Below are 22514 nucleotides of genomic sequence, written 5' to 3' on the forward strand. Positions count from 1 at the left end.
GTGAAGATCGACAACGAAGTCCAACGCTTCACCGACGCACCCCGAGCCCAACTCTCCACCATCAACCCCGACGGCACACCGCACCTCGTACCGATCGTCTTCGCCGTCGCGCCCACCGGCGACCGCATCTTCACCGCCATCGACTGGAAACCCAAGACAACCCGAAAACTCCAGCGACTCGACAACATCCGCGCCGACCCCGCCGTCAGCCTCATCGTCGACCACTACACCGACGACTGGTCCCAACTCTGGTGGATCCGCGCAGACGGATCCGCCCACATCGTCGAATCCTCCAGCACCGAAGGCACATCGGCCACCGACGCCTTGGTCGCGAAATACAGTCAATACAGAAACAACAGACCCGAGGGTCCAGTCATCATCATCGACAAACTGTCCTGGAGATCCTGGTCGGCTTCCTGACCCCGCCCCCTGCCCCCGCTTTGACCACTCAATGTGACCTTCAGTGGCCTTTTCGCCCGTCAATGGCACATCGAGTGGACTGCGGGCGGGTGGAAGTGCGGCGAAATTCGTTGGCAAGTCGGGTGCACTGTTGACACACTGCTGACCATGCTCGACGTGCCTCCCGATCGGATTGTCACCGACCGACTCGTCATTCGTCGCGAATCGGTCGACGATGCGGTTGCCATTGCCGATGCGATCGATCGCAATCTCGTTCGCCTCGTGCCCTGGATGGGTTGGGCGACCGAAGAAGCCACACAGCCTTCGGCTCAGTTAGCTCGTATCGCCGAGGCCGTCGAGCAGTGGGATGCCGGGGAGATGTTCGATTACGGAATTTTCGACCACGACGGCGGTGCGTTTCTGGGCAAAATCGGGATGCATCGCCGAATCGGCCCGCACGGAATCGAATTGGGTTACTGGCTCGATGCCCAGGCGGAGGGACGTGGGGTGATCAGCGAGGCCGTCGCTGCCCTCATGCGGGAGGCCTTGAAACTGGACAGAATCATCCGAGTCGAAATTCATTGTGATGCAGCAAATCTCAGAAGCCAGGCCGTACCCAGGCGGCTTGGATTCGTTCTGGACAGGATCGAGCATCAACCGATCGCAGCTGTTTCAGAGACCGGCGAGCACATGATCTGGGTGTATCAGCCCGACCGACGATAAGCCTGATCTGCTCGCGGCCGAACCGTGACGTTCGGTCGCGGTCGCGCCTTGGCCTGCTCGTAGCGCGCCCGAAGGTCGGACAGCACGCGTTCCGGATCGTCTCGAATATCGCTCGGCAGATGTGTCACCACGATGAGGCCGGCGTTCTGCGCTCGTTCACGACGCTCCACCGTCGCCCTGTGCGCCGCGGGCGAGAGGTGGTACTCCAGCGAATCGATCTCCCAATCCAATGCGACGTCATCGAGCCAGTTGTCGGCGATCAACAGGAACTTTCCCCGCTCGTCGTGGACGACCACATTGTGTTGCATCGCCGGAAGTCCGCTGCGCGCGTACAGCTTCTGGGCCTGGGCTTCTGCAACGGAATGCGCGCCGGCCGCCAACTCCCGCAGCACCCGTCGCGGCATCGCCGTCCCACGAGTACTGCCGGCGTCGAGCTCCTTCATGATCGCGTCCACGGTGGCCGCGCCTCGCTGCACGACGCTTGCAATCAGCGCCAGGCACTGCTCGGCATTCTTCATCCGCCGAACTGCATCGCACAAGCACCGAACGATCGGCGCGACGCGGAGCCCCGACCTGATCTCCGCCGTGGGCATTCGCCACGTTCGCTCCACCACTGCGAAGCTCACGGACTTGCGGTGTTGCGGCTCGGGAATCAGTGCAAATGTCTCGTCCAGCGAGCCCGACGTACCGAATCCATGCAACGCCAACCCTGCCCGACCACTGATGAGAGCATCTTTGCCGCAGTAGATCGCCACCGCGGTGGCGCGTTCCATCGGCGTCAGCGAGCGGTTCTTCAAGAACACCAACCCAGGCAGCGCCCGTGACCAGCTGCCGTCCGGCTGAGTGCGTCGAACAATGGTCTTCGACGCCACCCCGAGTTCGAGTAGATGCGCTGTCCTCATGAAGCCGCGATCCGATGCAGCCGCGATCACCTTCGCGTCGACTCGTGCTCCACCCCGCTTCATAACCAAGATGATGCACAGTCCGCACACCCCGAATCCATCACGACGACGGGAAACGAATTGCCCTGTGGACAACTCACGCCCTGTGGACAAACTGCCGACCCTCGTGCGCCGAGGCGACGCTGCACCACGATCCAATGCCCCCGAAGATTCGCTGCCCGCACTCGATTCGAGGTCCACTCGATGTGCCATTGACTGCCGAAAAGGCCACTGAACGTCACATTGAGTGGACGGGCGGGTCCGGCAATGGACAACTGACTCGGTCGGCGGGGATACCGTCTACGTTGCAAGTGCATTCTGACTTCGGGAGTGAGATATGACGGCGACAGCAGTTCCCTCGGAGCGGTCCGGGTCCATGGCTCCGCGGTCGTTCGTGCCACCCGCGCGTGGTCGGTTGAGTGAGGTGCCCCATATCGCGGGGTTGGTGCTCGGCGTGTTCGCGGTGTTGTTGTTTCTGTGGAGTCTGTCGCCGACTCTTCGCTTCCTGATTCATGTTCCTCGTGAATACGTGGACCGCTACTACTTCGATGCTCCCGATACGAGTTTGTCGTGGGCGTTGGTGGTCGGGTTGTTGGCGGCGGCGCTGGCGAGTCGCAAACGCATTGCGTGGTGGTTGTTGACGATCTATCTGGTGTTGTTGGCGATCACCAATGTCGTCGAGGGCATCACGGAGAAGGACGTCAGCTCGTGGATTGCACTGGCTGTGCATGTCGTGGTGACGGGGTTGTTGATCGCCGCGCGCAAGGAGTTCTACACGCGTGTGCGCCGCGGTGCGGTGTGGAAAGCGCTCGGCGTGCTCGTGCTGGGCGCCGCCATCGGGACGGTGATCGGGTGGGCGCTGGTGGCGTTGTTCCCCGGGTCGTTGCCGGAGAGTCAGACGTTCCTGTGGGCGTTCAATCGGGTCACGGCGTTGGCGACGGTGGACAACGAGCAGTTCGACGGCAGGCCGAACGGAATCGTCAACACGGCGTTGGGTCTGTTCGGAGCGTTGGCGTTGCTGGGGGCTGTCATCACGTTGTTTCGGTCTCAGCGGTCGAGCAATGCGCTCACCGGTCGCGACGAGTCCGCTCTCCGTGGCCTGCTCGACAAGTGGGGTGCCGACGATTCCCTCGGCTACTTCGCGACCCGACGCGACAAGGGCGTCATCTTCGCCACCAGTGGCAAGGCGGCGGTGACGTATCGCGTCGAGGTCGGTGTGTGTCTTGCCAGTGGTGACCCGATCGGCAACCCCGAGGCGTGGCCGCATGCGATATCCGAATGGTTGGACCTGGCCGAGAAGTACGGCTGGACCCCGGCTGTCATGGGAGCGAGCGAGATCGGCGCCACCGCGTACAAGCGGGCCGGCCTGAGCGTCCTCGAACTCGGCGACGAAGCAATCCTGAAAACCAAAGATTTCAACCTCAATGGACGCGAGATGCGCCCCGTGCGTCAGGCGGTCAACCGGGCTCGCAAGGCGGGTGTTGTGGTCACCGTGCGTCGTCATCGGGATATTTCGTCGGAGGAGATGTCGGAGATCATTGCCTGCGCGGATGCGTGGCGCGATACCGAAACCGAGCGTGGTTTCTCGATGGCGTTGGGCAGGCTGGGTGATCCGCTGGACGGCGATTGCCTTCTGGTGCAGGCAGTTCAGGGTGAGAAGGTGATCGGTGTTCTCTCGTTGGTCCCGTGGGGGCGTACCGGTGCATCGCTGGATCTGATGCGCCGGGATCCGGCGTCGCCCAACGGCGTGATCGAATTGATGGTGACCGAGCTCGCCACCGGCGCAGATCATTTCGGCATCAGCAAGATCTCGCTGAACTTCGCGGTGTTCCGCGCGGCGTTCGAGGAGGGCAGCCGGATCGGGGCCGGGCCGGTGTTGCGGATCTGGCGAAGCGTGCTGGTGTTCTTCTCCCGGTGGTGGCAGCTCGAGGCACTGTATCGCTCGAACGTGAAGTACCTTCCGGAATGGGAGCCGCGCTACCTCTGCTTCGCCGACAATCGGGTGTTGCCCAAGGTCGGCGTCGCGTCGGCCATCGCCGAAGGCTTCCTGACTCTTCCGACCTTCCGACGGGCCTCGAAGCACACCGGTTCCCACGTCGCGGTGCCCGCAGCTCTGGCCGACGCCGCCGACATTCATCCCGACGGCAGTGGACCCGACAGCGTTCCGGATGAGCCGACGCCGGGCCGGAAGCGTCCCGACCAGGTGCGCGTGCGCATGTCGAAGCTCGATCGCCTCGAACGCGAGGGCACCGAGGGCTATCCCGTCGCGTATCCCCCGACCCACACCGTCGAGGCAGCGGTGGCGTCGCCGCAGGGCACAACGGTGCGAATCGCCGGACGCATTCTGCGTATCCGTGACTACGGCAGCGTGTCCTTCGCCGTCATCCGTGACTGGTCGGCCGATATCCAGGTGCTGTTCGACCGCGAACGCGTCGGCGACAGAATCGAAGAATTCGATGCCGACTTCGACCTGGGTGACCTCATCGAGGTCAGCGGCACCATCGGGTACAGCAGGCGTGGTGAGCTCTCCCTGCTGGCCACCGAGTGGCGCATGAACGCCAAGTGCCTGCATCCGTTGCCGGACAAGTACCGCGGGCTCACCGATCCGGAAGCTCGGGTGCGGCAGCGTTACGTGGACCTGGCGATCAATCGGGATGCTCGAGCTCTGCTGATCGCACGCTCGAATGTGGTGAAATCCCTCCGTGATTCGCTGGCAGAGCGCGGGTACATGGAAGTCGAGACACCGATTCTGCAGCAGGTGCACGGCGGTGCGAACGCCGCGCCGTTCGTCACCCACATCAATGCCTACAACCTCGATCTCTACCTGCGAATCGCCCCGGAGCTGTATCTCAAGCGCCTGTGCGTCGGCGGCATGGAGAAGGTGTTCGAGATCGGGCGTGTGTTCCGCAACGAAGGAGCGGACTTCAAGCACAATCCCGAGTTCACGATCCTCGAGGCGTACGAGGCCCACAGCGACTACGAACGCGCAATGGTGTTGTGCCGCGAGTTGATTCAACGGGCTGCTGTTGCGGCGCACGGACGCGAGATCATCCTGCGTCCCGACGGCCCGAACGGAGAGATGATCGAGATCGACATCTCCGGCGAGTGGCCCGTCAAGACGCTGCACGGTGCCGTCGCCGAGAAGTTGGGCGTACCCGTCGAACCGTCGACCCCACTGGGCGAACTGCAACGCCTGTGCGACGAGAACGCCATCCCGTACGAGAAGACCTGGGATGCGGGAGCCGTCGCGCAGGGAATGTACGAGCATCTCGTCGAGGACTACACGGAATTCCCCACCTTCTACAAGGACTTCCCGACGTCGATGTCGCCGTTGACGAGGCCGCATCGGAGCATCCCCGGGGTCGCAGAGAAGTGGGATCTCGTCGCGTGGGGTGTCGAGCTGGGTACCGCGTACAGCGAACTGACGGACCCGGTCGATCAGCGGCAGCGACTGACCGAACAGTCTCTGCTCGCGGCCGGGGGCGACGAGGAGGCGATGAGCTTGGACGAGGACTTCCTGCAGGCACTCGAACACGGAATGCCGCCGACCGGTGGTCTCGGCATGGGCGTCGACCGGGTCGTCATGCTCATCACCGGAGGCAGCATCCGCGAAACGTTGGCGTTCCCGCTGGCCAAGCCGCGTCAATGACCTCCGCTACGACCCCATCCGCGAGGCCGAGTGGGAAAAACCGGGAAAATGATGGAAACTGGACGGTGAAACAGACGGCAGGTCGGCTGAGCATCGTGGGGAACCAAATATGGACAACGGGGATCGAGCCGAACGCAGTGCGTTGTTTCCCGTGAAACATCCGCCCGGTCGATACGTCGAGGTGGACGGACAACGTCTGCATCTGCTCGTACGCGGAACCGGACCCACGGTGGTCCTCTGCGGAGGCCTCGGCAGCAATTGGTTCGACTGGAACGACACCGTCGACATCTTGAGCGCCCACCATCACGTGGTCGTTCTCGACCGCCCCGGCTTCGGACTCAGCGACCCCCTACCCGTCGGTGCCACGCCCACCGTCCACGGAGAGGCAGACAGGATCATCGGCGTCCTCGACGCACTCGGAGTCACCGAGCCGGCCGTCGTCGCAGGTCATTCGATTGCCGGCTTCTACGCAGAAGCCGTCGCCCGGCTGTACCCGTCGCGCATCCGCGGGATTCTGTTGCTCGATTCCAGCGCAGAATCCGACCCCCGACGCTTCATCCCGGCTGCCGTGCGTGTCGAGGCCGCGCACGTGATCGCAACGATGCTCAGCAAGACCGGCGTGCAGAAACTGATCGGACCGCGTGTGCGCCGCATCCTCAACCAGGCGACACCGCCCGACGGCACACCGCAGGAGACATTCGACTGGGTCGACGACATCTATCGCAGACCCACCTACCTCGCCGCCGCGCTGGTGGAGGACGTCGTCTACCCGGATCTCTCCGTCGAACTGAACCGCATCCGCAAGCAGTTCCGACTCGGTGTGCCCGTCATCGTGGCGGCCGCACACACGGGCAGGCCGTCGCCGTGGGGCAAGAGATGGGTACGGACACAGCGCAAACTCGCTGCCTACCTGCAAGCGGATTTCACCGTCGTCATGCCCGCCCATCACCACGCCATGATCGACAAACCCGCCGAGGTCGCGGCCCTCATCGCCGAACTGGTGTGAACTCCTCGCGGCGACGCACGTAACGTGTGTCACCGAGCCCGCAGCCCAAGACCCGAGCCGAAGCTCGGCGATGGCGCGGTAGCACGAGAGGAAATTGAAGATGGGTGCGATCAGCACGACGCAGGGACGACAGTCGAAACTACTCGGACTCGGCGTTCACCGGCCCGAGCGAGTCGTGACCAACGACGAGATCTGCGAATTCATCGACTCGAGCGACGAGTGGATCCAGACGCGATCGGGAATCAAGAACCGGCGCTTCGCCGATCCCAAGGAAAACGTCGTAGAGATGTCCATCGCAGCAGGCCGCAAGGCCCTCGAGGCCAGCGGAATCACAGCCGACCAAGTCGACACCGTCATCGTCGCCACCTCGACGCATCTCGAACTGACACCCCAGGCAGCTGCGAAAGTAGCGCACGGACTCGGCACCAAGGGGCCGGCCGCATTCGACATCTGCGCCGGCTGCGCAGGCTTCTGCTACTCCCTCGCCGTCGCATCGGACCTGGTCAAGGCCGGAACCTCCAAGTACGTCCTCGTCATCGGTGCAGAACAGCTCAGCGTCACCACCGACCCCTACGACCGCACCACGCGATTCATCTTCGCCGACGGTGCCGGTGCCGTGGTCGTCGGACAGAGCGACGAAACCGAGATCGGGCCCGCCGTCTGGGGCTCGGACGGCTCGCAATCCGACGCCATCGTCCAGACAACCGACTGGTACGACTACATCACCGAGGAAGGCCTCGAACGACCCTGGATCCGGATGAACGGAATCTCCGTCTTCCGCTGGGCCGCATTCGAAATGGGCAAAGCCGCACAGCGGGTCCTCGACGTCGCAGGCATCAAGACCGACGAACTGCACGCCTTCATCCCCCACCAGGCAAACAGCCGCATCACCGAACTGCTGGCCAAGAGCCTGAACCTCGCCGACGGCACCCCGGTCGCCAACGACATCGCCGAAACCGGCAACACCTCGGCAGCCTCGATCCCCCTGGCCATGGAAGAACTCCTGCGCACCGGCAAAGCAAAAGCAGGAGACACCGCACTCCTACTCGCCTTCGGTGCCGGACTCTCCTACGCCGGACAGGTAGTCAAACTCCCCAACCTGTAGTCGCACATCCACACCGAGTGCACCCGATTCCCGAGTGCACCTTCAACCCCAGTCGGGGCGGTGTGGGCGGAAGCAAGACCGCAGCGGGGGTCGAGTCGTAAGGTTGTCGTATGCCGAAGCCCCCGTTGCCCGATGCTGCTGTGGAATTGCTGAAGAAGCCGAATCCCGCCGTCATGGCTGTGGTTCGCGCCGATGAAACGCCGATCACCGCACCCACCTGGTATTTGTGGGAGGACGGGAAGGTCGTGCTCAATTTCGACGCGTCTCGGAAGCGTCTCGAGCACATCAGGGCCAATCCGAAGGTCTCCATTTCGGTGTTGGACGAGGCCAGTTGGTACACCCATGTGACGGTGCACGGCTCGATCGAGTTGCAGGACGATCCCGATCTGGTGGATATCGATCGCATTTCGACGCATTACACCGGGAATCCGTATCCGGTTCGGGATCAGCCTCGGGTGACCGGTTACGTCACCGTCGACGCGTATGTGGGCTGGGGCAAGCTCGGCACGTAGCGTCGCCAGAGAACGGTTGCGACGGCTGTCTCGAGGTGCCACACTCCCGCCATGGGTTATCCGCAGGGTGAAGGCAGTGATTCGTTCGACGCGTCCAGGAAGGACGAGTCGTACGGGGATTCGCAGCAGTACCCTCCGTACCGAGACCCGAACGCGCAGCACCAGAACCAGCAGTACCCTCCGAACCCGCAGTACCAAAACCCCCAGTACCAAAACGCCCAGTACCAAAACCCGCAATACGCCAACTCCCACTACGGGAATGCGCCGTATGCCGGCGGGTATCAGGCTCCCGCGACCACGAACACGTTGGCGATCGTGTCGCTGGTGCTGGGCATTCTCGGTCTGACGTTCATTCCGTTGCTTGCGTCGGTGTGCGCGGTGGTGTGTGGCCACATTGCGCGCGGTCAGATCAAGCGCACCGGCGAAGGCGGGTCGGGGTTCGCGACCGCAGGGCTGATCATCGGTTACGTCTCGATCGCACTGTTCGTCGTCATCGTGGGTGCGATCGTCATTTTCGCCATCGCTGCCGCGAACACGTCAAGCTACTGATACCGGCTGCGCCAATCGGCCGTGCAGGCATGCGGCCCACACGCCTGCGATCAGTGCCAACGCAATGACGAACAGCGCCAACGCGTTCCATCCCAGCGACTGGAACACGACGCCGCCGATCCATCCGACCATGGACGATCCGCCGTAGTAGAAGAGGTTGTACAGCGAGGTCGCCTGCGCGCGGCCGTGGACGGCGCGTTGTCCGGTCCAGCCCGACGCGATGGCGTGGGCCGCAAAGAATCCCATGGTCAGGATCACCAGGCCGGTCAGAATGACGACGAGGTTCGACGCCATCGTCAGTGCCACTCCGGCGATCATCGTTGCGGTGGATCCGGCGAGCACCACCGACCTGCCGTGCTTCGTCGCGAGCTTGCCCGCTACCCGTGAGGACACGGTACCGCTGAGGTACGCCACGAAGATCAGGCTGATCAGAGACTGTGGGAGCCCGAAAGGCACGGCCTCCAAACGGAATCCGAGGTAGTTGTAGATCGCGACGAAGCCGCCCATCAGCAGGAATCCCTGGCCGTAGAGTGCCGCCATCCCCGGTTCGCGCAGGTTCACCAAGAGCCGTCCCGGCAGGTCACGAATCTGGCTGTGCACCAGCGTCGTTCGCGGTTTCGGTGCAAGCCACACGAACAGCGCGGCGGCGAGAGCCGCAATCAGCGAGACGGTCAGGGTGCCGATGCGCCAGTTGGTGTATTCCGCAACGGGTCCGGCGACGATGCGGCCGAGCAGTCCGCCGAGCGTCGTGCCGGACACGTACGTTGCCGCGGCCAAGGCAGTGTGACTGCGATGCACCTCTTCGCTGAGATATGCGATCGCTATGGCGGGGAGACCGCCCAGTGCGGCACCTTCGAAGAATCGAACGACCAGAAGGACTTCGAGCGACGGCGCGAGCGGTACCAGCAGTCCCAACGTCGTGGCGGTGAGGATCGACGCCGTCATGGCCCGGACTCGACCGATGCGGTCGGCCGCAACCGACCAGGGAATGACCGAGACCGCGACGCCGACCGTCGCGAGTCCGACGGCGAGCGAGGACAGCGACGGCGTGATGTCGAGATTGGCGGCGATGAGCGGCAGGATTCCCTGCACCGAGTACAGCTGGGCGAACGTCGCGACTCCGGCGAACAGCAGGGCCAGGACGAGTCGGCGGTATTCGCGCGAGCCCCTGGGGTGTCCCTCCCACCCGAGGACCTCGGGCTGCGTCGTAGTCATGCAGATCACGTTAGAAGCGCTCACGGTATTCGTCCAATGCATGAGACATGGCAAACCGATACACCAACGATATGATTCGTTTCATGCGTCGCGAAGCGATCGAACTGCTGCCGCTGCTGCCGACCCTCGTGGCGGTGGCCGACACCGAACACATCACCGACGCCGCGCACGTGCTGGGCCTTCCACAGCCCACCGTCAGTCGGCAGGTGGCCCGCGCGTCGGCGATCCTGGGCGTCGACATCGTCGAACGACGCGGCCGCGGAATCGTGCTGACCAGCACCGGCCGAGTGCTGATTCCGTACCTGCAGCGAGCGTTGAGCGATATCGATGCCGGCATCGACGCCATGACCGAGCACGACGCTCGGGCCCGCGGCCGTATCGCAGTGGCGTTTCAGAACACCCTGGGCGAGGACGTCGTACCGGCGCTGATCCGGCAGTTCCGCGTCGACCACCCGGCCGTCACGTTCGATCTGGATCAGGGTGCCCGCGCGCGCTGCCTCGACCGTCTCGAAGGTGGGGTCTCCGACCTGGCGTTCGTCTCTCTCAGCGCCGAGCACACCGACGACAATTCGTTCCAGCTCTACGACGAGAGGCTGATGCTCGTGGTCCCGTCCGATCATCGCCTGGCCACCCGCAGATCGGTCGATCTCGCCGACACCGCCGACGAGAACTACATCGCGATGGGCCACGGTTTCGGCATGCGGTCGATCTGCGACGAGTTGTGGGCGGACGCCGGTTTCAGCCCGCGCATCGCCTTCGAGGGGCAGGACACCCACACGGTGCGCGGACTCGTCGGGGCCGGACTCGGCATCGCCATCCTGCCGCGGATCCGAGCGCACGGCGGAGAAGGAGGAACCGTCGACATCGGGCTCACCCAGCCCGCGGCTCGTCGACGTATCGGCATGGTGTGGGATCCGCAGGCCGATTCGCCGCGTCAGGTCGCGGCCTTCCGATCGATGGTGCAGCGCAGCGGCCGCACACTCGTGATTAGGTGAGTCGATGCAACTGGTTCTGATGCGGCACGCGCTGCCACAACGGTCGGAGACCTCGGCCGATCCCGCTCTCGCCGACCTCGGCGTCGAACAATCTCTGCGGGTGCCGGGTGCAGTGGCCCGATTCCCGATCTCCCGAGTCGTGTCGAGTTCGCAGCTGCGCGCCGTCCAGACGGCGCAGCCTCTTGCCGATCGGCTCGGTCTGACCGTCGAGTCCGACGAGCGTGTGACCGAATACGATCGCGACTTCGGCGGCTACGTTCCGATCGAGTCGGCCAAGACCGAATTCCGGGAAGCATTCGATCGCATCAAGGCCGGGCATCTTCCCGAACAGGTCGACGAGCAGGCATTTCGGCAGCGAGTCCTGGCCGGTGTCGCCGATATCGTCTCGGCCGCCGCGCACACCGACACCGTGGCGCTCTTCGCCCACGGCGGCGTGATCAACATCCTGCTGCAGGACATTCTGCAGACCCCGAAGGTGCTCGGCTTCCCGATCGACTACTGCTCGGTGACGCGTGTGTTGTTCTCGCGCAGTGGCGCGAGGTCGGTCTCCTCGGTGAACGAGACCGAGCATGTGTGGGACCTGCTGCCCCGCAACCGGCAATCCACAGAGAGCTCTTAAACTCCCAGGTAGAGGGCATGAAACGCGGCGTCGACGGCCATCGAGTGGTCGGCGAGGCCGTACCTGGCAGTTAGCCTCGAACCCATCATGGGTGAATTGCGTATCTTCCGACGTCCTGCCGTTGCTCTCACTGCGCTGGCGTTTCCTCTGGTGGCGGTGGGTGCCTTCGCACTGGGCACCGGCTACGACCTCGGCGGCGAATCCACGGCCACCACCACCGCCGCCACAGAGCAGGCACCGGACCAGCAGACGGCGGACCAGCAGACGGCGGATCCTCTGGCCGCGGCCAGGAGCAGCCTCAACAGCGCTTCGCTGCCCATCACCTTTCTCTCCAGCGGTATCGGTCAGCTGACCGACGGCGGCACGCAGCTCAACGACGGCGTCGGACAGCTCGCCGACGGCATCACCCAGGCGCACGACGGAACCATCCAGCTCGCCGACGGGTTCGGGCAGTACCGCGACGGCATCGGTCAGCTCGGGGACGGCGCGTCGCAGATCAGCGGTGGCGTCGACCAGGTTGTCGACCAACTCACCGGCTTCGGCGCTCTGCAGGCCGATTTCACTGCGAAACTCGCCGCCACCGCAGACCAGGTCGATCGCTTCCCGCACCCAGGATCCGACGCCATCTCCGGCGAGATCCGCGGGGTCATCGACACCCTGAACACTCAGGCATTCGGGCCCGACACCCTCGCCCAGCTGCAGACCCTCAAGGGCGGTGCTCAGCAGCTATCCTCCGAACTCAACGACCCCAACAGTCAGTTCCTCGGTGCCACCGCACAACTCGGCGACGCCACGGTGCAGCTGCGGGACGGACTGGGCCAGCTCGACGACGGCGGCCAACAGCTCAAAGCGGGCACCGATCAGCTCGTGACGTCGGTCGAGCCGGTCGAGGGAATCGTCAACGGCATCGCCACCAACGTGCGCGACGCCTCCGCGGCACTCCCGCAGGGAACCGCTGCCACCACCACAGACGACGCCGCCGCCACGGACCAGAATCTCGCGGCCGCGACGACGTCCACCGGAACCGGTGCCACCCCGTATCTGATCGCAGCCCTGGTGGCTCTCGGAGCCCTGGGATGCGTCAGCCTCGTTCGAGTACTCGGCAAGGACAGCAGCCCACGACTGCTCTCGGTGGTTGCAGCCGTCGCCGCGGTCGGCGTCAGCGCCGCTGTGGCCTTCGCCTTCGCCACCGACGCGGCCCTCGGGCCGGTGCTCGGCGCAGGCGTCTTCCTGATCGTCTCCGCCGCGGCATATCTCGCCGCAGCGGGAGCGATTCAGCGAGTGCTCGGCGCCGTGGTCGGCCAGATCGTCAACGTCGTCGCGCTTGTTGTGCAGGTCGTCGTCTGCGGTTTCGCATACGCGTCGACCGCACCCATCTGGGGCGATCTGGCGGGGTTCATGCCGATGAGTTACACCGCGGCCGGTGCCCGCATCATCGCGTCGGGCGAGATGAGCGGGACCGGCTGGCTCGCGATCGGTGCCACGGCGGCTCTGCTGGCCGTCTCGGCGCTGGTGTATGCGAGCGCGCGGGGTGACTCAGCCGACGGGCCGGAGCGGATGGATGGCGGGCGGAGCCGCGAGATGGGCACCGAACTCGCTTAGCGCCTGCTGCAGATGCGGGGTCTGCATGTGACCGTCGAGGTCCTCCTGCGACTTCCATACCTCGATGGTGACGAACGTGCCCGGCTCCACTGCTGACTCGAACAGCTCGTAGGAGATGTTCCCGTCTTCCTTGCGTGTTTCGGCGACGAGGGCCACCAGTCCGTCGCGCACGGCGTCGACGGCATCGGGCTTGGCGATGATCGTCGCGACGACCTTCAGATCGTTGCTCATGAGGCGTTGCTTCCTTCGTTCGGCGAGAGAGACATTCCTTCACCGAACGTACCCCCGACCCGCCTAAGCTGAGGTGTCCATTCGGGAAGGGAAGTCACAGTGAGCCAGACGGCAACCGACCAGCGCGCCACCAAGAAGGATTGGCTCGGCCTCGCAGTGTTGGTGGTGCCGATTCTCGTCGTGTCGATGGACATGTCGGTGCTGTACCTCGCTCTGCCGTTCATGACGGCCGATCTCGAACCCACCGGCAACCAGACACTGTGGATCCTCGACATCTACGGGTTCCTGCTCGCCGGCCTCCTCATCACCATGGGCTCACTCGGCGATCGGATCGGCCGTCGCACCCTGCTCATGATCGGTGCCGTCGTGTTCGGGGCCGCGTCACTCGCCGCGACGTTCTCCACCTCCCCCGAGATGCTGCTCGTCGCGCGTGCACTACTGGGCATCGGTGGAGCCACCATCGCACCGAGCACATTGTCCTTGATACGCAACATGTTTCACGACCCGACGCAACGCAAGGAAGCCATCGGCCTGTGGACCGCCGGCTTCGCGGGCGGTGCCGCGGTGGGACCTGTCATCGGAGGTGTTCTGCTCGAGCACTTCTGGTGGGGTTCGGTGTTCCTGATCAACATCCCGATCATGGTCGTACTCTTCGTCGCGGCCCCACTTCTGGTCCCCGAGTTCAAGGACACCGACCCCGGCAGATTCGACCCGATCAGCGTGGTCCTCGCGATCTCCTCGATGCTCTCGATCGTCTTCGCCATCAAACACGGCGCGCAGGAGGGAATCGACCTCGCAGCAGCCGTGAGTGCGGTGGCCGGGCTGGCATTGGGCGCGGTGTTCGTTCTCCGGCAGCGCAGGGCCGCGAACCCGCTGATCGACGTCACGCTGTTCGCCGAACGAGCCTTCAGCGCAGCTGTTGTGGTGCAGTTCCTGGTCATCTTCGCGATGACCGGATTCAGCCTCTTCGCCTCCCAGTACCTACAGCTCGTCGTCGGTCTCGGACCGCTCGAAGCCGGCCTGTGGTTGCTCGTTCCCGCCGTCGCCGCCGCGGCCGGTGCCGTGCTCGCACCGACGCTCAGCAAGGTGATCCGGACGGGCACGATCATTGCGGGCGGACTGTTGTCCATCGCCATCGGTTGCACGGCAATGGCATTCGTGAACGCCGATTCCGGGCTACCGCTTTTGCTCACCGGTATGGCCGTGCTGACCTTCGGGATCGGCGCTGCCTCGACGCTCAACTCCGACATCGTGCTCACCGCCGCGGCTCCCGAAAAGGCCGGGGCCGCATCGGCATTGTCCGAAACCGGAGCCGAATTGGGCGGAGCCGTCGGTATCGCCATCCTCGGAACGATCGGCAGTACCGTCTACCGACACCGCATGGACGACGCCATCCCCGCGCAGACGCCCGCCGAGATCGCCGATCCGGCACGAGAGACCATCGGTGGTGCCGTCGCCGTCGCCGATTACCTACCGGAGCCGTTCGCCTCGCAACTGACTGCAGTGGCGAACTCGTCGTTCATCGACGGCTTCACTCTTGCGTCGGGTGCGAGCGCGGTCCTGATGGCCGTCAGTGCAGTCACCGTCTTCGTGCTGCTCCGCCGTCAGACCGCGTCGGTGAGGTAGCGCGCCAACCACCGCGTCGCGGACTGGCCGTTCTCGACGTCGTAGCTCTGGTACTCCTGGTGGATGCCGGAGCGGTAGAACGCCTCGATCTCCCGCTGACGCTGAGCGTTCGCCTGGTCGGTGAGCTGGCCCTGCAACACCGGCAGACCACCGGCCGCTGCGAGGTCCGCGATCAGGGACTGTGCTTCCTGCGAGTACTGATCGGCGACGTTCGGCGCGGGGTTGGACGACACTGCCAAGAATCCGGCCAACCGCGCGACGTAATCGTCCTTGGGCGTCGAGCAGTACAGATCGCCGACGGCACAGAACGTCCGCACCACGGGGCTGACGTAGCCGAATCCGCCGACCCGGGGTCCACCGACACCGGTTCCGACCACGGCCGGCCCCACCAGAGCGTCGGTATCGGAGCGCTTCGGGTCGGAGATCAAGCCCACCGCCACCACCTTGTCCGCGGGAACGACGCCGACTCCGGTGCCGATGGCCGCGGCGAGATCGCCCGCCGCGTCGGCTCCCTGGCTGTAGCCGATGATGCCGAGTTTCGTCGCACCGCAACGATCCGCCATCGCCTTCAGCATCCCGCCCGCGTTGGCGACGGCTGCGGCGCGGGACTGCCCGTACACCTCACCCTCCCAGGGGAACGCGGTGGCGGGATACGAGACGTAGTCGGTGCGGATGCCGCTACCGAGACGATCGGTGACGTCGGTGAGCATCCCCGGCTTCGGTGCGGCACCCGAGCTCGTCTCCCAGGTTCCCGGAATGGCCACGACGTACATCGTCGGGCAATCGGCAGGGTCTGCGGCGGCGGGCGATGCCGCTCCGACGACCAGCCCGGACGCAACAGCTGCAGCGACGCCGATACCGGCGCAGATCTTCTTGACACTCATGGGGAGGGGGCCTCACTGGGTGATCGAACGCTTCGTTTGTTCGATCACCACAATGACAGCGGCCTGTGACCATCAGATGCCCACATGGTTAACGGACGTAACCGTGTGGCCGGCGTCGTGAAACGCACACGAGCTCGACGTTGTGGACGGGATCGGACCGCAATCCGTCCACAACGTCGAGCTCGGCGGGAAAAGCGACTTACCGCTGCGGTGCCTGGGTGGGCACGATCGGCGACGGCAGTGCGGTTGCTCCCTGCAGGAAGGTGTCGACGGCGGCCGCGCAGGAGCGGCCCTCGGCGATGGCCCACACGATCAGCGACTGGCCACGACCCATGTCTCCGGCGACGAACACACCGGGGACGTTGGTGACCCACTCGTTGGTGCGCTCGACGTTGCCGCGCTGGTTGAAGTCGACGCCCAGGTCGGTCAGCAGACCGCCCTTGTCCGGTCCGACGAATCCCATGGCGAGCAGAACCAGATCGGCCTCGAGCGTGAATTCACTGCCCTCGACCTTCTCGAACTTGCCTGCCTTGAACTCGACCTCACAGGCTTCGAGTGCGGTGACCTTGCCGTCTTCGCCGACGAAACGCTCGGTGTTGACCGAGAAGACGCGTTCGCCACCCTCCTCGTGTGCCGAGGCAACCCGGTACATCAGCGGGTACGTCGGCCACGGGGTGGACGTCGCACGCTCCTCGGGCGGGCGGGCCATGATCTCGAACTGGTGGACGCTCTCGGCGCCCTGACGGTGCGAGGTACCGAGGCAGTCGGCGCCGGTGTCGCCGCCGCCGATGATGACGACCTTCTTGCCCTCGGCGCTGACGGGCGGCGCAGCGAAGTCGCCCTGCTGGACGCGATTGGCGTGCGGCAGGAACTCCATGGCCTGGTAGATGCCGTCGAGCTCGCGGCCCTCGATGGGCAGGTCACGCCATGCGGTGGCACCGCCGGAGAGGACCACGGCGTCGAACTGCTCGCGCAGTTCGTCGGCCGAGATATCCACGCCCACATCGACACCGGTGCGGAAGACGGTGCCCTCGGCCTCCATCTGCGCCAGCCGACGATCGATGTGGCGCTTCTCCATCTTGAACTCGGGGATGCCGTAGCGCAGCAGTCCACCGATGCGATCGGCACGCTCGAACACCGTGACGGTGTGGCCTGCGCGGGTGAGCTGCTGCGCTGCAGCGAGTCCCGCCGGGCCCGATCCGACGACGGCGACGGTCCTACCGGTCAGGTGAGTCGGGTAGACCGGCGTCACCCAGCCTTCTTCGAAGGCCTTGTCGATGATCTCGACCTCGACCTGCTTGATGGTGACCGGATCCTGGTTGATGCCAAGGACACACGACGCCTCGCACGGGGCGGGGCACAACCGTCCGGTGAATTCCGGGAAGTTGTTGGTGGCGTGCAACCGGTCGATGCTGTCGCGCCAGCGGTCCTTGAACACCAGGTCGTTCCACTCGGGAATCAGGTTCCCCAGCGGGCAACCGTTGTGGCAGAACGGGATACCGCAGTCCATGCATCGACTTGCCTGGGTGCGCAGGGTGTCCTTCGAGAAGTCTTCGTAGACCTCTTTCCAGTCCATCAGGCGCAGGTCGACGGGTCGCCGCTTGGGCACCTCGCGAACCGTGTTCTTCAGAAATCCCTGTGGGTCACCCACGAGCTGCCTCCATGATCGCTTCGTCCACGTCCGCGCCGTTCTTCTCGGCTTCGGAGATGGCCAGCAGTACCTTCTTGTAGTCGCGAGGCATGACCTTCACGAAATGGTTCACCTGCTGTGACCAATCCGCGAGGATCCGCTCGGCCACCTCGGAGCCGGTCTGCTCCTGATGGCGAGTGACGATGTCGCGGAGCCAGGTGAACTCGTCACCCTCGAGCTCCTCGATGTCGACCAGCTCGGTGTTGAGGTTGGCCTCGAACGTCTTGTTCGGATCGAAGACGAACGCGACGCCACCGGACATACCGGCGCCGAAGTTACGGCCCGTCGTGCCCAGAATGACGACCTTGCCGCCGGTCATGTACTCGCAGCCGTGATCGCCGACGCCTTCGACGACGGCTACGGCACCGGAGTTACGAACCGCGAAGCGCTCACCGACGACGCCGCGGATGAGAGCCTCACCGCTGGTGGCGCCGAACAGGAACACGTTTCCGCCGATGATGTTGTCCTCGGCGACGAAGCCCTTCGGGGCGTTCAACGACGGCCGCAGCACGAGATGTCCGCCGGACAGTCCCTTGCCGACGAAGTCGTTGGCGTCCCCGTTCAGGCGAAGCGTCATACCGGACGGGACGAACGCGCCGAAGCTGTTGCCTGCCGAACCGGTGAACGTGATCTCGATGGTGTCGTCCGGCAGTCCGACGCCGCCGTACGCCTTGGTGACCTCGTGCCCGAGCATCGTGCCGACGGTGCGGTTGACGTTGGTGATCTTGGACTCGAACGCGACCTTCTCGCCCTTGTCCAACGCATTGCGGCTGGCCGCGATGAGCTGCTGATCGAGTGCCTTGTCGAGACCGTGATCCTGGACGCCGGTGTTGTAGAGGTTCTGGTTCATGAACGCCGACTCGACCTCTTCGAGGATCGGCGACAGATCCAGCTTCGACGCCTTCCAGTGCTCCTTGGCCGCGGTGGTGTCCAGCAGACCCACCTGACCGACGGCCTCGTCGAGCGTGCGGAATCCGAGCTCGGCCATGAGCTCGCGAACCTCTTCGGCGATGAACATGAAGAAGTTCTCGACGAACTCCGGCTTGCCCGCGAAACGCTTGCGCAGCAACGGGTTCTGCGTCGCGACACCCACGGGGCAGGTGTCGAGGTGGCAGACGCGCATCATGATGCAGCCCGAGACGACGAGCGGAGCGGTGGCGAAACCGAACTCCTCGCCGCCGAGCAGAGCGGCAACCATGACGTCGCGGCCGGTCTTGAGCTGACCGTCCACCTGCACGACGATGCGGTCGCGAAGTCCGTTGAGCAGCAACGTCTGCTGGGTCTCGGCCAAACCGAGCTCCCACGGTCCACCCGCGTGCTTGACCGACGTCAGCGGCGTCGCGCCGGTGCCGCCGTCGTGGCCCGAGATGAGCACCACGTCGGCGTGCGCCTTGGAGACACCGGCCGCGACCGTTCCGACGCCGACCTCGGAGACCAGCTTCACGTGGATGCGGGCCTGCGGGTTGGCGTTCTTCAGGTCGTGGATCAGCTGCGCGAGATCCTCGATCGAGTAGATGTCGTGGTGCGGCGGCGGCGAGATCAGGCCGACGCCGGGCGTCGAATGCCGAACCTCGGCGACCCACGGGTACACCTTGTGCGCCGGAAGCTGGCCGCCCTCACCGGGCTTGGCTCCCTGCGCCATCTTGATCTGGATGTCGGTGCAATTGGTCAGGTAGTGCGAGGTGACGCCGAAGCGTCCCGACGCGACCTGCTTGATGGCACTGCGTCGCCAGTCGCCGTTCTCGTCCGGCTCGAACCGCGAGACGTCCTCGCCGCCCTCACCGGAGTTCGAGCGCCCGCCGAGACGGTTCATGGCGATGGCGAGGGTCTCGTGCGCCTCGGCCGAGATGGAGCCGTAGCTCATCGCACCAGTCGAGAAACGCTTGACGATCTCGCTGGCCGGCTCGACCTCGTCGATCGAAATAGCTTGCCGCTCTTCGGTCTTGAAGCGGAACAGACCACGCAGCGACGCGAGTCGCTCGGACTGGTCGTCGACCATCTTCGTGTATTCCTTGAAGATGTCGTACTGGCCGGTGCGGGTGGAGTGCTGCAGCTTGAACACCGTGTCCGGGTTGAAGAGGTGGTACTCCCCTTCGCGACGCCACTGGTACTCGCCACCGGTCTCGAGCTCGCGGTGCGCGCGCTCCTGACGGTTGTCGAGGTACGCGACGGCGTGCCGCGCTGCGACGTCGTCGGCGACCTGATCGAGATCGATGCCGCCGAGGTGGCTGTTGAGGCCGGTGAAGTACTCGTCGACCAGTTCCTGCGAGAGGCCGATGACCTGGAACAGCTGGGCTCCGGTGTACGACGCGAGGGTCGAGATGCCCATCTTGGACATCACCTTGAGCACACCCTTGCCCGCGGCCTTGATGTAGTTGGTGACGGCCTTGTCGAACTCGATGTCGGTGAGGGCACCGCGCTCGATCATGTCCTCGATGGACTCGAACGCCATGTACGGGTTGACCGCTGCGGCACCGAAACCGATGAGCAGGGCCATGTGGTGCACCTCGCGGGCGTCACCGGCCTCGATGATCAGGCCGACCTTGGTGCGGGTCCGCTCGCGGACCAGATGGTGGTGCACCGCGGCGGTGAGGAGCAGCGACGGAATCGGAGCGAGCTTCTCGCTGGACTCGCGGTCCGAGAGCACGATGATCCGGGCGCCACCCGAGATGGCTGCGGAAACCTGAGCGCGAATGGCCTCCAACGACTTTCGGAGGCCCTCACCGCCCTCGGCCACCGGGTAGAGACCGCGCACGACCACCGAGCGCAGCTCTTCCTGAGTGCCCTCGTCGTTGATGTGGACGAGCTTGGCGAGGTCGTCGTTGTGCAGGATCGGCTGCGGAAGCACGATCTGCTTGCAGCTGTCGGCACCCGGGTTGAGCAGATCGCCCTCGGGTCCGATGGTGCCGCCGAGGCTGGTGACGATCTCCTCGCGGATGGCATCGAGCGGCGGGTTGGTGACCTGCGCGAACAGCTGCGAGAAGTAGTCGAACAGCATCCGCGGGCGAGCCGACAGTACGGCGATCGGGGTGTCGGTACCCATGGAACCGATGGCCTCGGCACCGGACTTCGCCATGGGCGAGACCAGCACGTTCAGTTCCTCGGTGGTGTACCCGAAGATCTGCTGACGGATGAGCACGCGGTCGTGCGGCATGTGCACGTGCGGACGCTCGGGCAGATCGTCGATCGAGGTCAGGCCCTCGTCGAGCCACTGCTGGTACGGATGCTCGGCGGCGAGCTCGTCCTTGATCTCGTCGTCGGAGACGATGCGGCCCTGCGCAGTGTCCACCAGGAACATGCGGCCCGGCTGCAGGCGAACCTTGCGGACGACCTTCGACGGATCGATGTCGAGAACGCCGACCTCGGAGGCCATGACGACCAGACCGTCGTCGGTGACCCACAGCCGACTCGGGCGCAGGCCGTTGCGGTCCAGGACCGCGCCGATGACGGTGCCGTCGGTGAAGCACACCGACGCCGGTCCGTCCCAGGGCTCCATCAGCGAGGAGTGGTACTTGTAGAACGCCCGACGAGCGGGGTCCATGGACTCGTGCCGCTCCCACGCCTCGGGAATCATCATGAGCACGGCGTGCGGCAGACTGCGTCCACCGAGGTGCAGCAGCTCGAGCACCTCGTCGAAACGTGCTGTGTCACTTGCTCCGTGAGTGACCACGGGGAAGATCTTCTCGAGTGCCTCGGAGCCGCCGAACACGTCGGAGGTGATGAGCGCCTCGCGGGCACGCATCCAGTTCTCGTTACCGGTGGCGGTGTTGATCTCGCCGTTGTGGGCGACGCGTCGGAACGGATGCGCCAGCGGCCACGACGGGAACGTGTTGGTCGAGAAGCGCGAATGCACAAGTCCCAGTGCGCTTTCGACGCGCTCGTCCTGCAGGTCGAGGTAGAAGCCCTTGAGCTGAGGCGTGGTCAGCATGCCCTTGTAGACGAAGGTCTGCGAGGACAGTGACGGGAAGTACACGGTCTCGCGGCCGGGGCCGTCCTTGCCCGCGCCCTCTTCGCCCAGCTCGTGCTCGACGCGCTTGCGGATGACGAACGCACGACGCTCGAGTTCGAGGTCGGTGATCGACGCGTCGGGGGCAGCGAGGAACAGCTGACGGAAGGTCGGCATCGCGTCGCGTGCCAGAGCGCCGAGGGAGGAGTCGTCGGTGGGAACCTCACGCCAACCGAGGACCGTCAGGCCCTCGCTGACGACGATGCGCTCGACACCCTCGCAGGCGCGTGCTGCGTCGCTGCGGCCCTGCGGAAGAAATGCGACACCGGTTGCGTACGCGCCGGGCGCGGGGAGCTCGAAATCTACGACGGCGCGGAAGAACGCGTCCGGAACCTGGATCAGAATGCCCGCACCGTCACCGGTGTTCGGTTCGGAGCCGGCAGCACCGCGGTGCTCGAGGTTGACCAGGGCGGTGATCGCCTTCTCGACGATGTCGCGACTGCGTCGACCGTGCATGTCCACCACGAACGCGACACCACAGGAGTCGTGTTCGTTGGCGGGATCGTAGAGGCCTTGCGGGCCCGGAGTGTGCTTCATACCTAGCCTTCGGATAAGTCCAGCCTTGATACTCGTCGGCGACGGTGTGGTGTAACCGGCTGCACGAACGGCCTGCGGTGCGTCCTCGCCGTTGAAGCTGCACCTGTCGATCGTCGACGCTTTCCTCTGCACGAGCAGGTAGGCGCGTGGTAGAAAAGTGAGGTCGGGCGGATCCGGCCGTGGTGAGGCCGATCCAACTACGAACGATAAGTCAGTACCTGGGTG

At 64.8% G+C, this 22514-nt stretch carries 17 protein-coding genes; 11 read left to right on the forward strand and 6 right to left on the reverse strand.

Annotated elements, in window-relative coordinates:
* The gene (locus tag CH271_RS00840) at window positions 1-420 is read left to right on the forward strand and encodes a TIGR03668 family PPOX class F420-dependent oxidoreductase (RefSeq protein ID WP_037195366.1); all 420 of its coding nucleotides are present in this window, start codon (window positions 1-3) and stop codon (window positions 418-420) included.
* Between the two features lie 147 nt (window positions 421-567).
* A complete protein-coding gene (locus tag CH271_RS00845; RefSeq protein ID WP_179274769.1) occupies window positions 568-1122 on the forward strand; it encodes a GNAT family N-acetyltransferase in 555 nt (184 codons plus the stop codon).
* Here CH271_RS00845 and CH271_RS00850 read toward each other — a convergent pair.
* Window positions 1104-2087, reverse strand: coding sequence for a hypothetical protein (locus CH271_RS00850; protein WP_037195364.1), 984 nt, complete (start codon window positions 2085-2087; stop codon window positions 1104-1106). The two genes, CH271_RS00845 and CH271_RS00850, sit on opposite strands and share 19 nt — an antisense overlap.
* 313 nt (window positions 2088-2400) lie before the next feature.
* On the opposite strand from CH271_RS00850, the gene lysX reads away from it, so the two are divergent.
* The 5 genes from lysX to CH271_RS00875 all read left to right on the forward strand — a co-directional run bounded on the left by lysX (window position 2401) and on the right by CH271_RS00875 (window position 8884).
* Window positions 2401-5712 (forward strand): bifunctional lysylphosphatidylglycerol synthetase/lysine--tRNA ligase LysX, encoded by a 3312-nt coding sequence (gene lysX / locus CH271_RS00855; protein WP_094632125.1) that lies wholly within the window; start codon window positions 2401-2403, stop codon window positions 5710-5712.
* 109 nt (window positions 5713-5821) lie between these two features.
* Complete coding sequence (locus CH271_RS00860; protein WP_176460695.1) at window positions 5822-6718, forward strand: alpha/beta fold hydrolase; 897 nt, start codon at window positions 5822-5824, stop codon at window positions 6716-6718.
* A 100-nt stretch (window positions 6719-6818) separates the two neighbouring features.
* A complete protein-coding gene (locus tag CH271_RS00865; RefSeq protein ID WP_032378786.1) occupies window positions 6819-7823 on the forward strand; it encodes a beta-ketoacyl-ACP synthase III in 1005 nt (334 codons plus the stop codon).
* Between the two features lie 110 nt (window positions 7824-7933).
* Window positions 7934-8335 (forward strand): PPOX class F420-dependent oxidoreductase, encoded by a 402-nt coding sequence (locus CH271_RS00870; protein WP_094632127.1) that lies wholly within the window; start codon window positions 7934-7936, stop codon window positions 8333-8335.
* Between the two features lie 51 nt (window positions 8336-8386).
* Window positions 8387-8884, forward strand: coding sequence for a DUF4190 domain-containing protein (locus CH271_RS00875; protein WP_094632129.1), 498 nt, complete (start codon window positions 8387-8389; stop codon window positions 8882-8884).
* Here the strand turns inward: CH271_RS00875 and CH271_RS00880 are convergent.
* Entirely contained in the window at window positions 8873-10099 is a 1227-nt protein-coding gene (locus CH271_RS00880) for an MFS transporter (protein WP_094632132.1), read from the reverse strand. The genes CH271_RS00875 and CH271_RS00880 overlap by 12 nt on opposite strands.
* Before the next feature lie 83 nt (window positions 10100-10182).
* Here CH271_RS00880 and CH271_RS00885 point away from each other — a divergent pair, with 83 nt between their 5' ends.
* From CH271_RS00885 to CH271_RS00895, 3 genes are all read left to right on the forward strand, one after another.
* Window positions 10183-11094, forward strand: a complete 912-nt coding sequence (locus tag CH271_RS00885) for a LysR family transcriptional regulator (RefSeq protein ID WP_094632253.1) — start codon at window positions 10183-10185, stop codon at window positions 11092-11094.
* Between the two features lie 4 nt (window positions 11095-11098).
* Complete coding sequence (locus CH271_RS00890) at window positions 11099-11713, forward strand: histidine phosphatase family protein (protein ID WP_094632134.1); 615 nt, start codon at window positions 11099-11101, stop codon at window positions 11711-11713.
* Window positions 11714-11800: 87 nt separating this feature from the next.
* On the forward strand, window positions 11801-13315 hold the full coding sequence (locus CH271_RS00895) for a phage infection protein (protein ID WP_094632136.1): 1515 nt from the start codon (window positions 11801-11803) through the stop codon (window positions 13313-13315).
* Here CH271_RS00895 and CH271_RS00900 read toward each other — a convergent pair.
* The gene (locus CH271_RS00900; protein WP_037195354.1) at window positions 13250-13546 is read right to left on the reverse strand and encodes a putative quinol monooxygenase; all 297 of its coding nucleotides are present in this window, start codon (window positions 13544-13546) and stop codon (window positions 13250-13252) included. The two genes, CH271_RS00895 and CH271_RS00900, sit on opposite strands and share 66 nt — an antisense overlap.
* Window positions 13547-13645: 99 nt before the next feature.
* On the opposite strand from CH271_RS00900, the gene CH271_RS00905 reads away from it, so the two are divergent.
* Window positions 13646-15172, forward strand: a complete 1527-nt coding sequence (locus CH271_RS00905; protein WP_094632138.1) for an MFS transporter — start codon at window positions 13646-13648, stop codon at window positions 15170-15172.
* Here the strand turns inward: CH271_RS00905 and CH271_RS00910 are convergent.
* The 3 genes from CH271_RS00910 to gltB form a co-directional block, all read right to left on the reverse strand.
* A complete protein-coding gene (locus tag CH271_RS00910) occupies window positions 15151-16056 on the reverse strand; it encodes a cutinase family protein (RefSeq protein WP_037195350.1) in 906 nt (301 codons plus the stop codon). The genes CH271_RS00905 and CH271_RS00910 overlap by 22 nt on opposite strands.
* Before the next feature lie 199 nt (window positions 16057-16255).
* On the reverse strand, window positions 16256-17707 hold the full coding sequence (locus CH271_RS00915; RefSeq protein ID WP_037195349.1) for a glutamate synthase subunit beta: 1452 nt from the start codon (window positions 17705-17707) through the stop codon (window positions 16256-16258).
* Window positions 17700-22289 carry a glutamate synthase large subunit gene (gltB, locus tag CH271_RS00920; protein WP_094632140.1) on the reverse strand — a complete coding sequence of 1530 codons (4590 nt, stop codon included), beginning with the start codon at window positions 22287-22289 and terminating at the stop codon, window positions 17700-17702. The genes CH271_RS00915 and gltB overlap by 8 nt, the downstream gene beginning before the upstream one ends.
* Window positions 22290-22514 lie beyond the last annotated feature (225 nt).

The sequence above is a fragment of the Rhodococcus sp. 05-340-2 genome (genome assembly GCF_002258915.1).
Classification (GTDB): domain Bacteria; phylum Actinomycetota; class Actinomycetes; order Mycobacteriales; family Mycobacteriaceae; genus Rhodococcoides.

Coding starts and splice junctions, on each gene's coding strand:
- CH271_RS00845 (WP_179274769.1), top strand. CDS start 568: ATGCTCGACGTGCCTCCCGATCGGATTGTCACCGACCGACTCGTCATT.
- CH271_RS00850 (WP_037195364.1), bottom strand. CDS start 2,087: ATGAAGCGGGGTGGAGCACGAGTCGACGCGAAGGTGATCGCGGCTGCA.
- lysX (WP_094632125.1), top strand. CDS start 2,401: ATGACGGCGACAGCAGTTCCCTCGGAGCGGTCCGGGTCCATGGCTCCG.
- CH271_RS00860 (WP_176460695.1), top strand. CDS start 5,822: ATGGACAACGGGGATCGAGCCGAACGCAGTGCGTTGTTTCCCGTGAAA.
- CH271_RS00865 (WP_032378786.1), top strand. CDS start 6,819: ATGGGTGCGATCAGCACGACGCAGGGACGACAGTCGAAACTACTCGGA.
- CH271_RS00870 (WP_094632127.1), top strand. CDS start 7,934: ATGCCGAAGCCCCCGTTGCCCGATGCTGCTGTGGAATTGCTGAAGAAG.
- CH271_RS00875 (WP_094632129.1), top strand. CDS start 8,387: ATGGGTTATCCGCAGGGTGAAGGCAGTGATTCGTTCGACGCGTCCAGG.
- CH271_RS00880 (WP_094632132.1), bottom strand. CDS start 10,099: ATGACTACGACGCAGCCCGAGGTCCTCGGGTGGGAGGGACACCCCAGG.
- CH271_RS00885 (WP_094632253.1), top strand. CDS start 10,183: ATGCGTCGCGAAGCGATCGAACTGCTGCCGCTGCTGCCGACCCTCGTG.
- CH271_RS00890 (WP_094632134.1), top strand. CDS start 11,099: ATGCAACTGGTTCTGATGCGGCACGCGCTGCCACAACGGTCGGAGACC.
- CH271_RS00895 (WP_094632136.1), top strand. CDS start 11,801: ATGGGTGAATTGCGTATCTTCCGACGTCCTGCCGTTGCTCTCACTGCG.
- CH271_RS00900 (WP_037195354.1), bottom strand. CDS start 13,546: ATGAGCAACGATCTGAAGGTCGTCGCGACGATCATCGCCAAGCCCGAT.
- CH271_RS00910 (WP_037195350.1), bottom strand. CDS start 16,056: ATGAGTGTCAAGAAGATCTGCGCCGGTATCGGCGTCGCTGCAGCTGTT.
- gltB (WP_094632140.1), bottom strand. CDS start 22,289: ATGAAGCACACTCCGGGCCCGCAAGGCCTCTACGATCCCGCCAACGAA.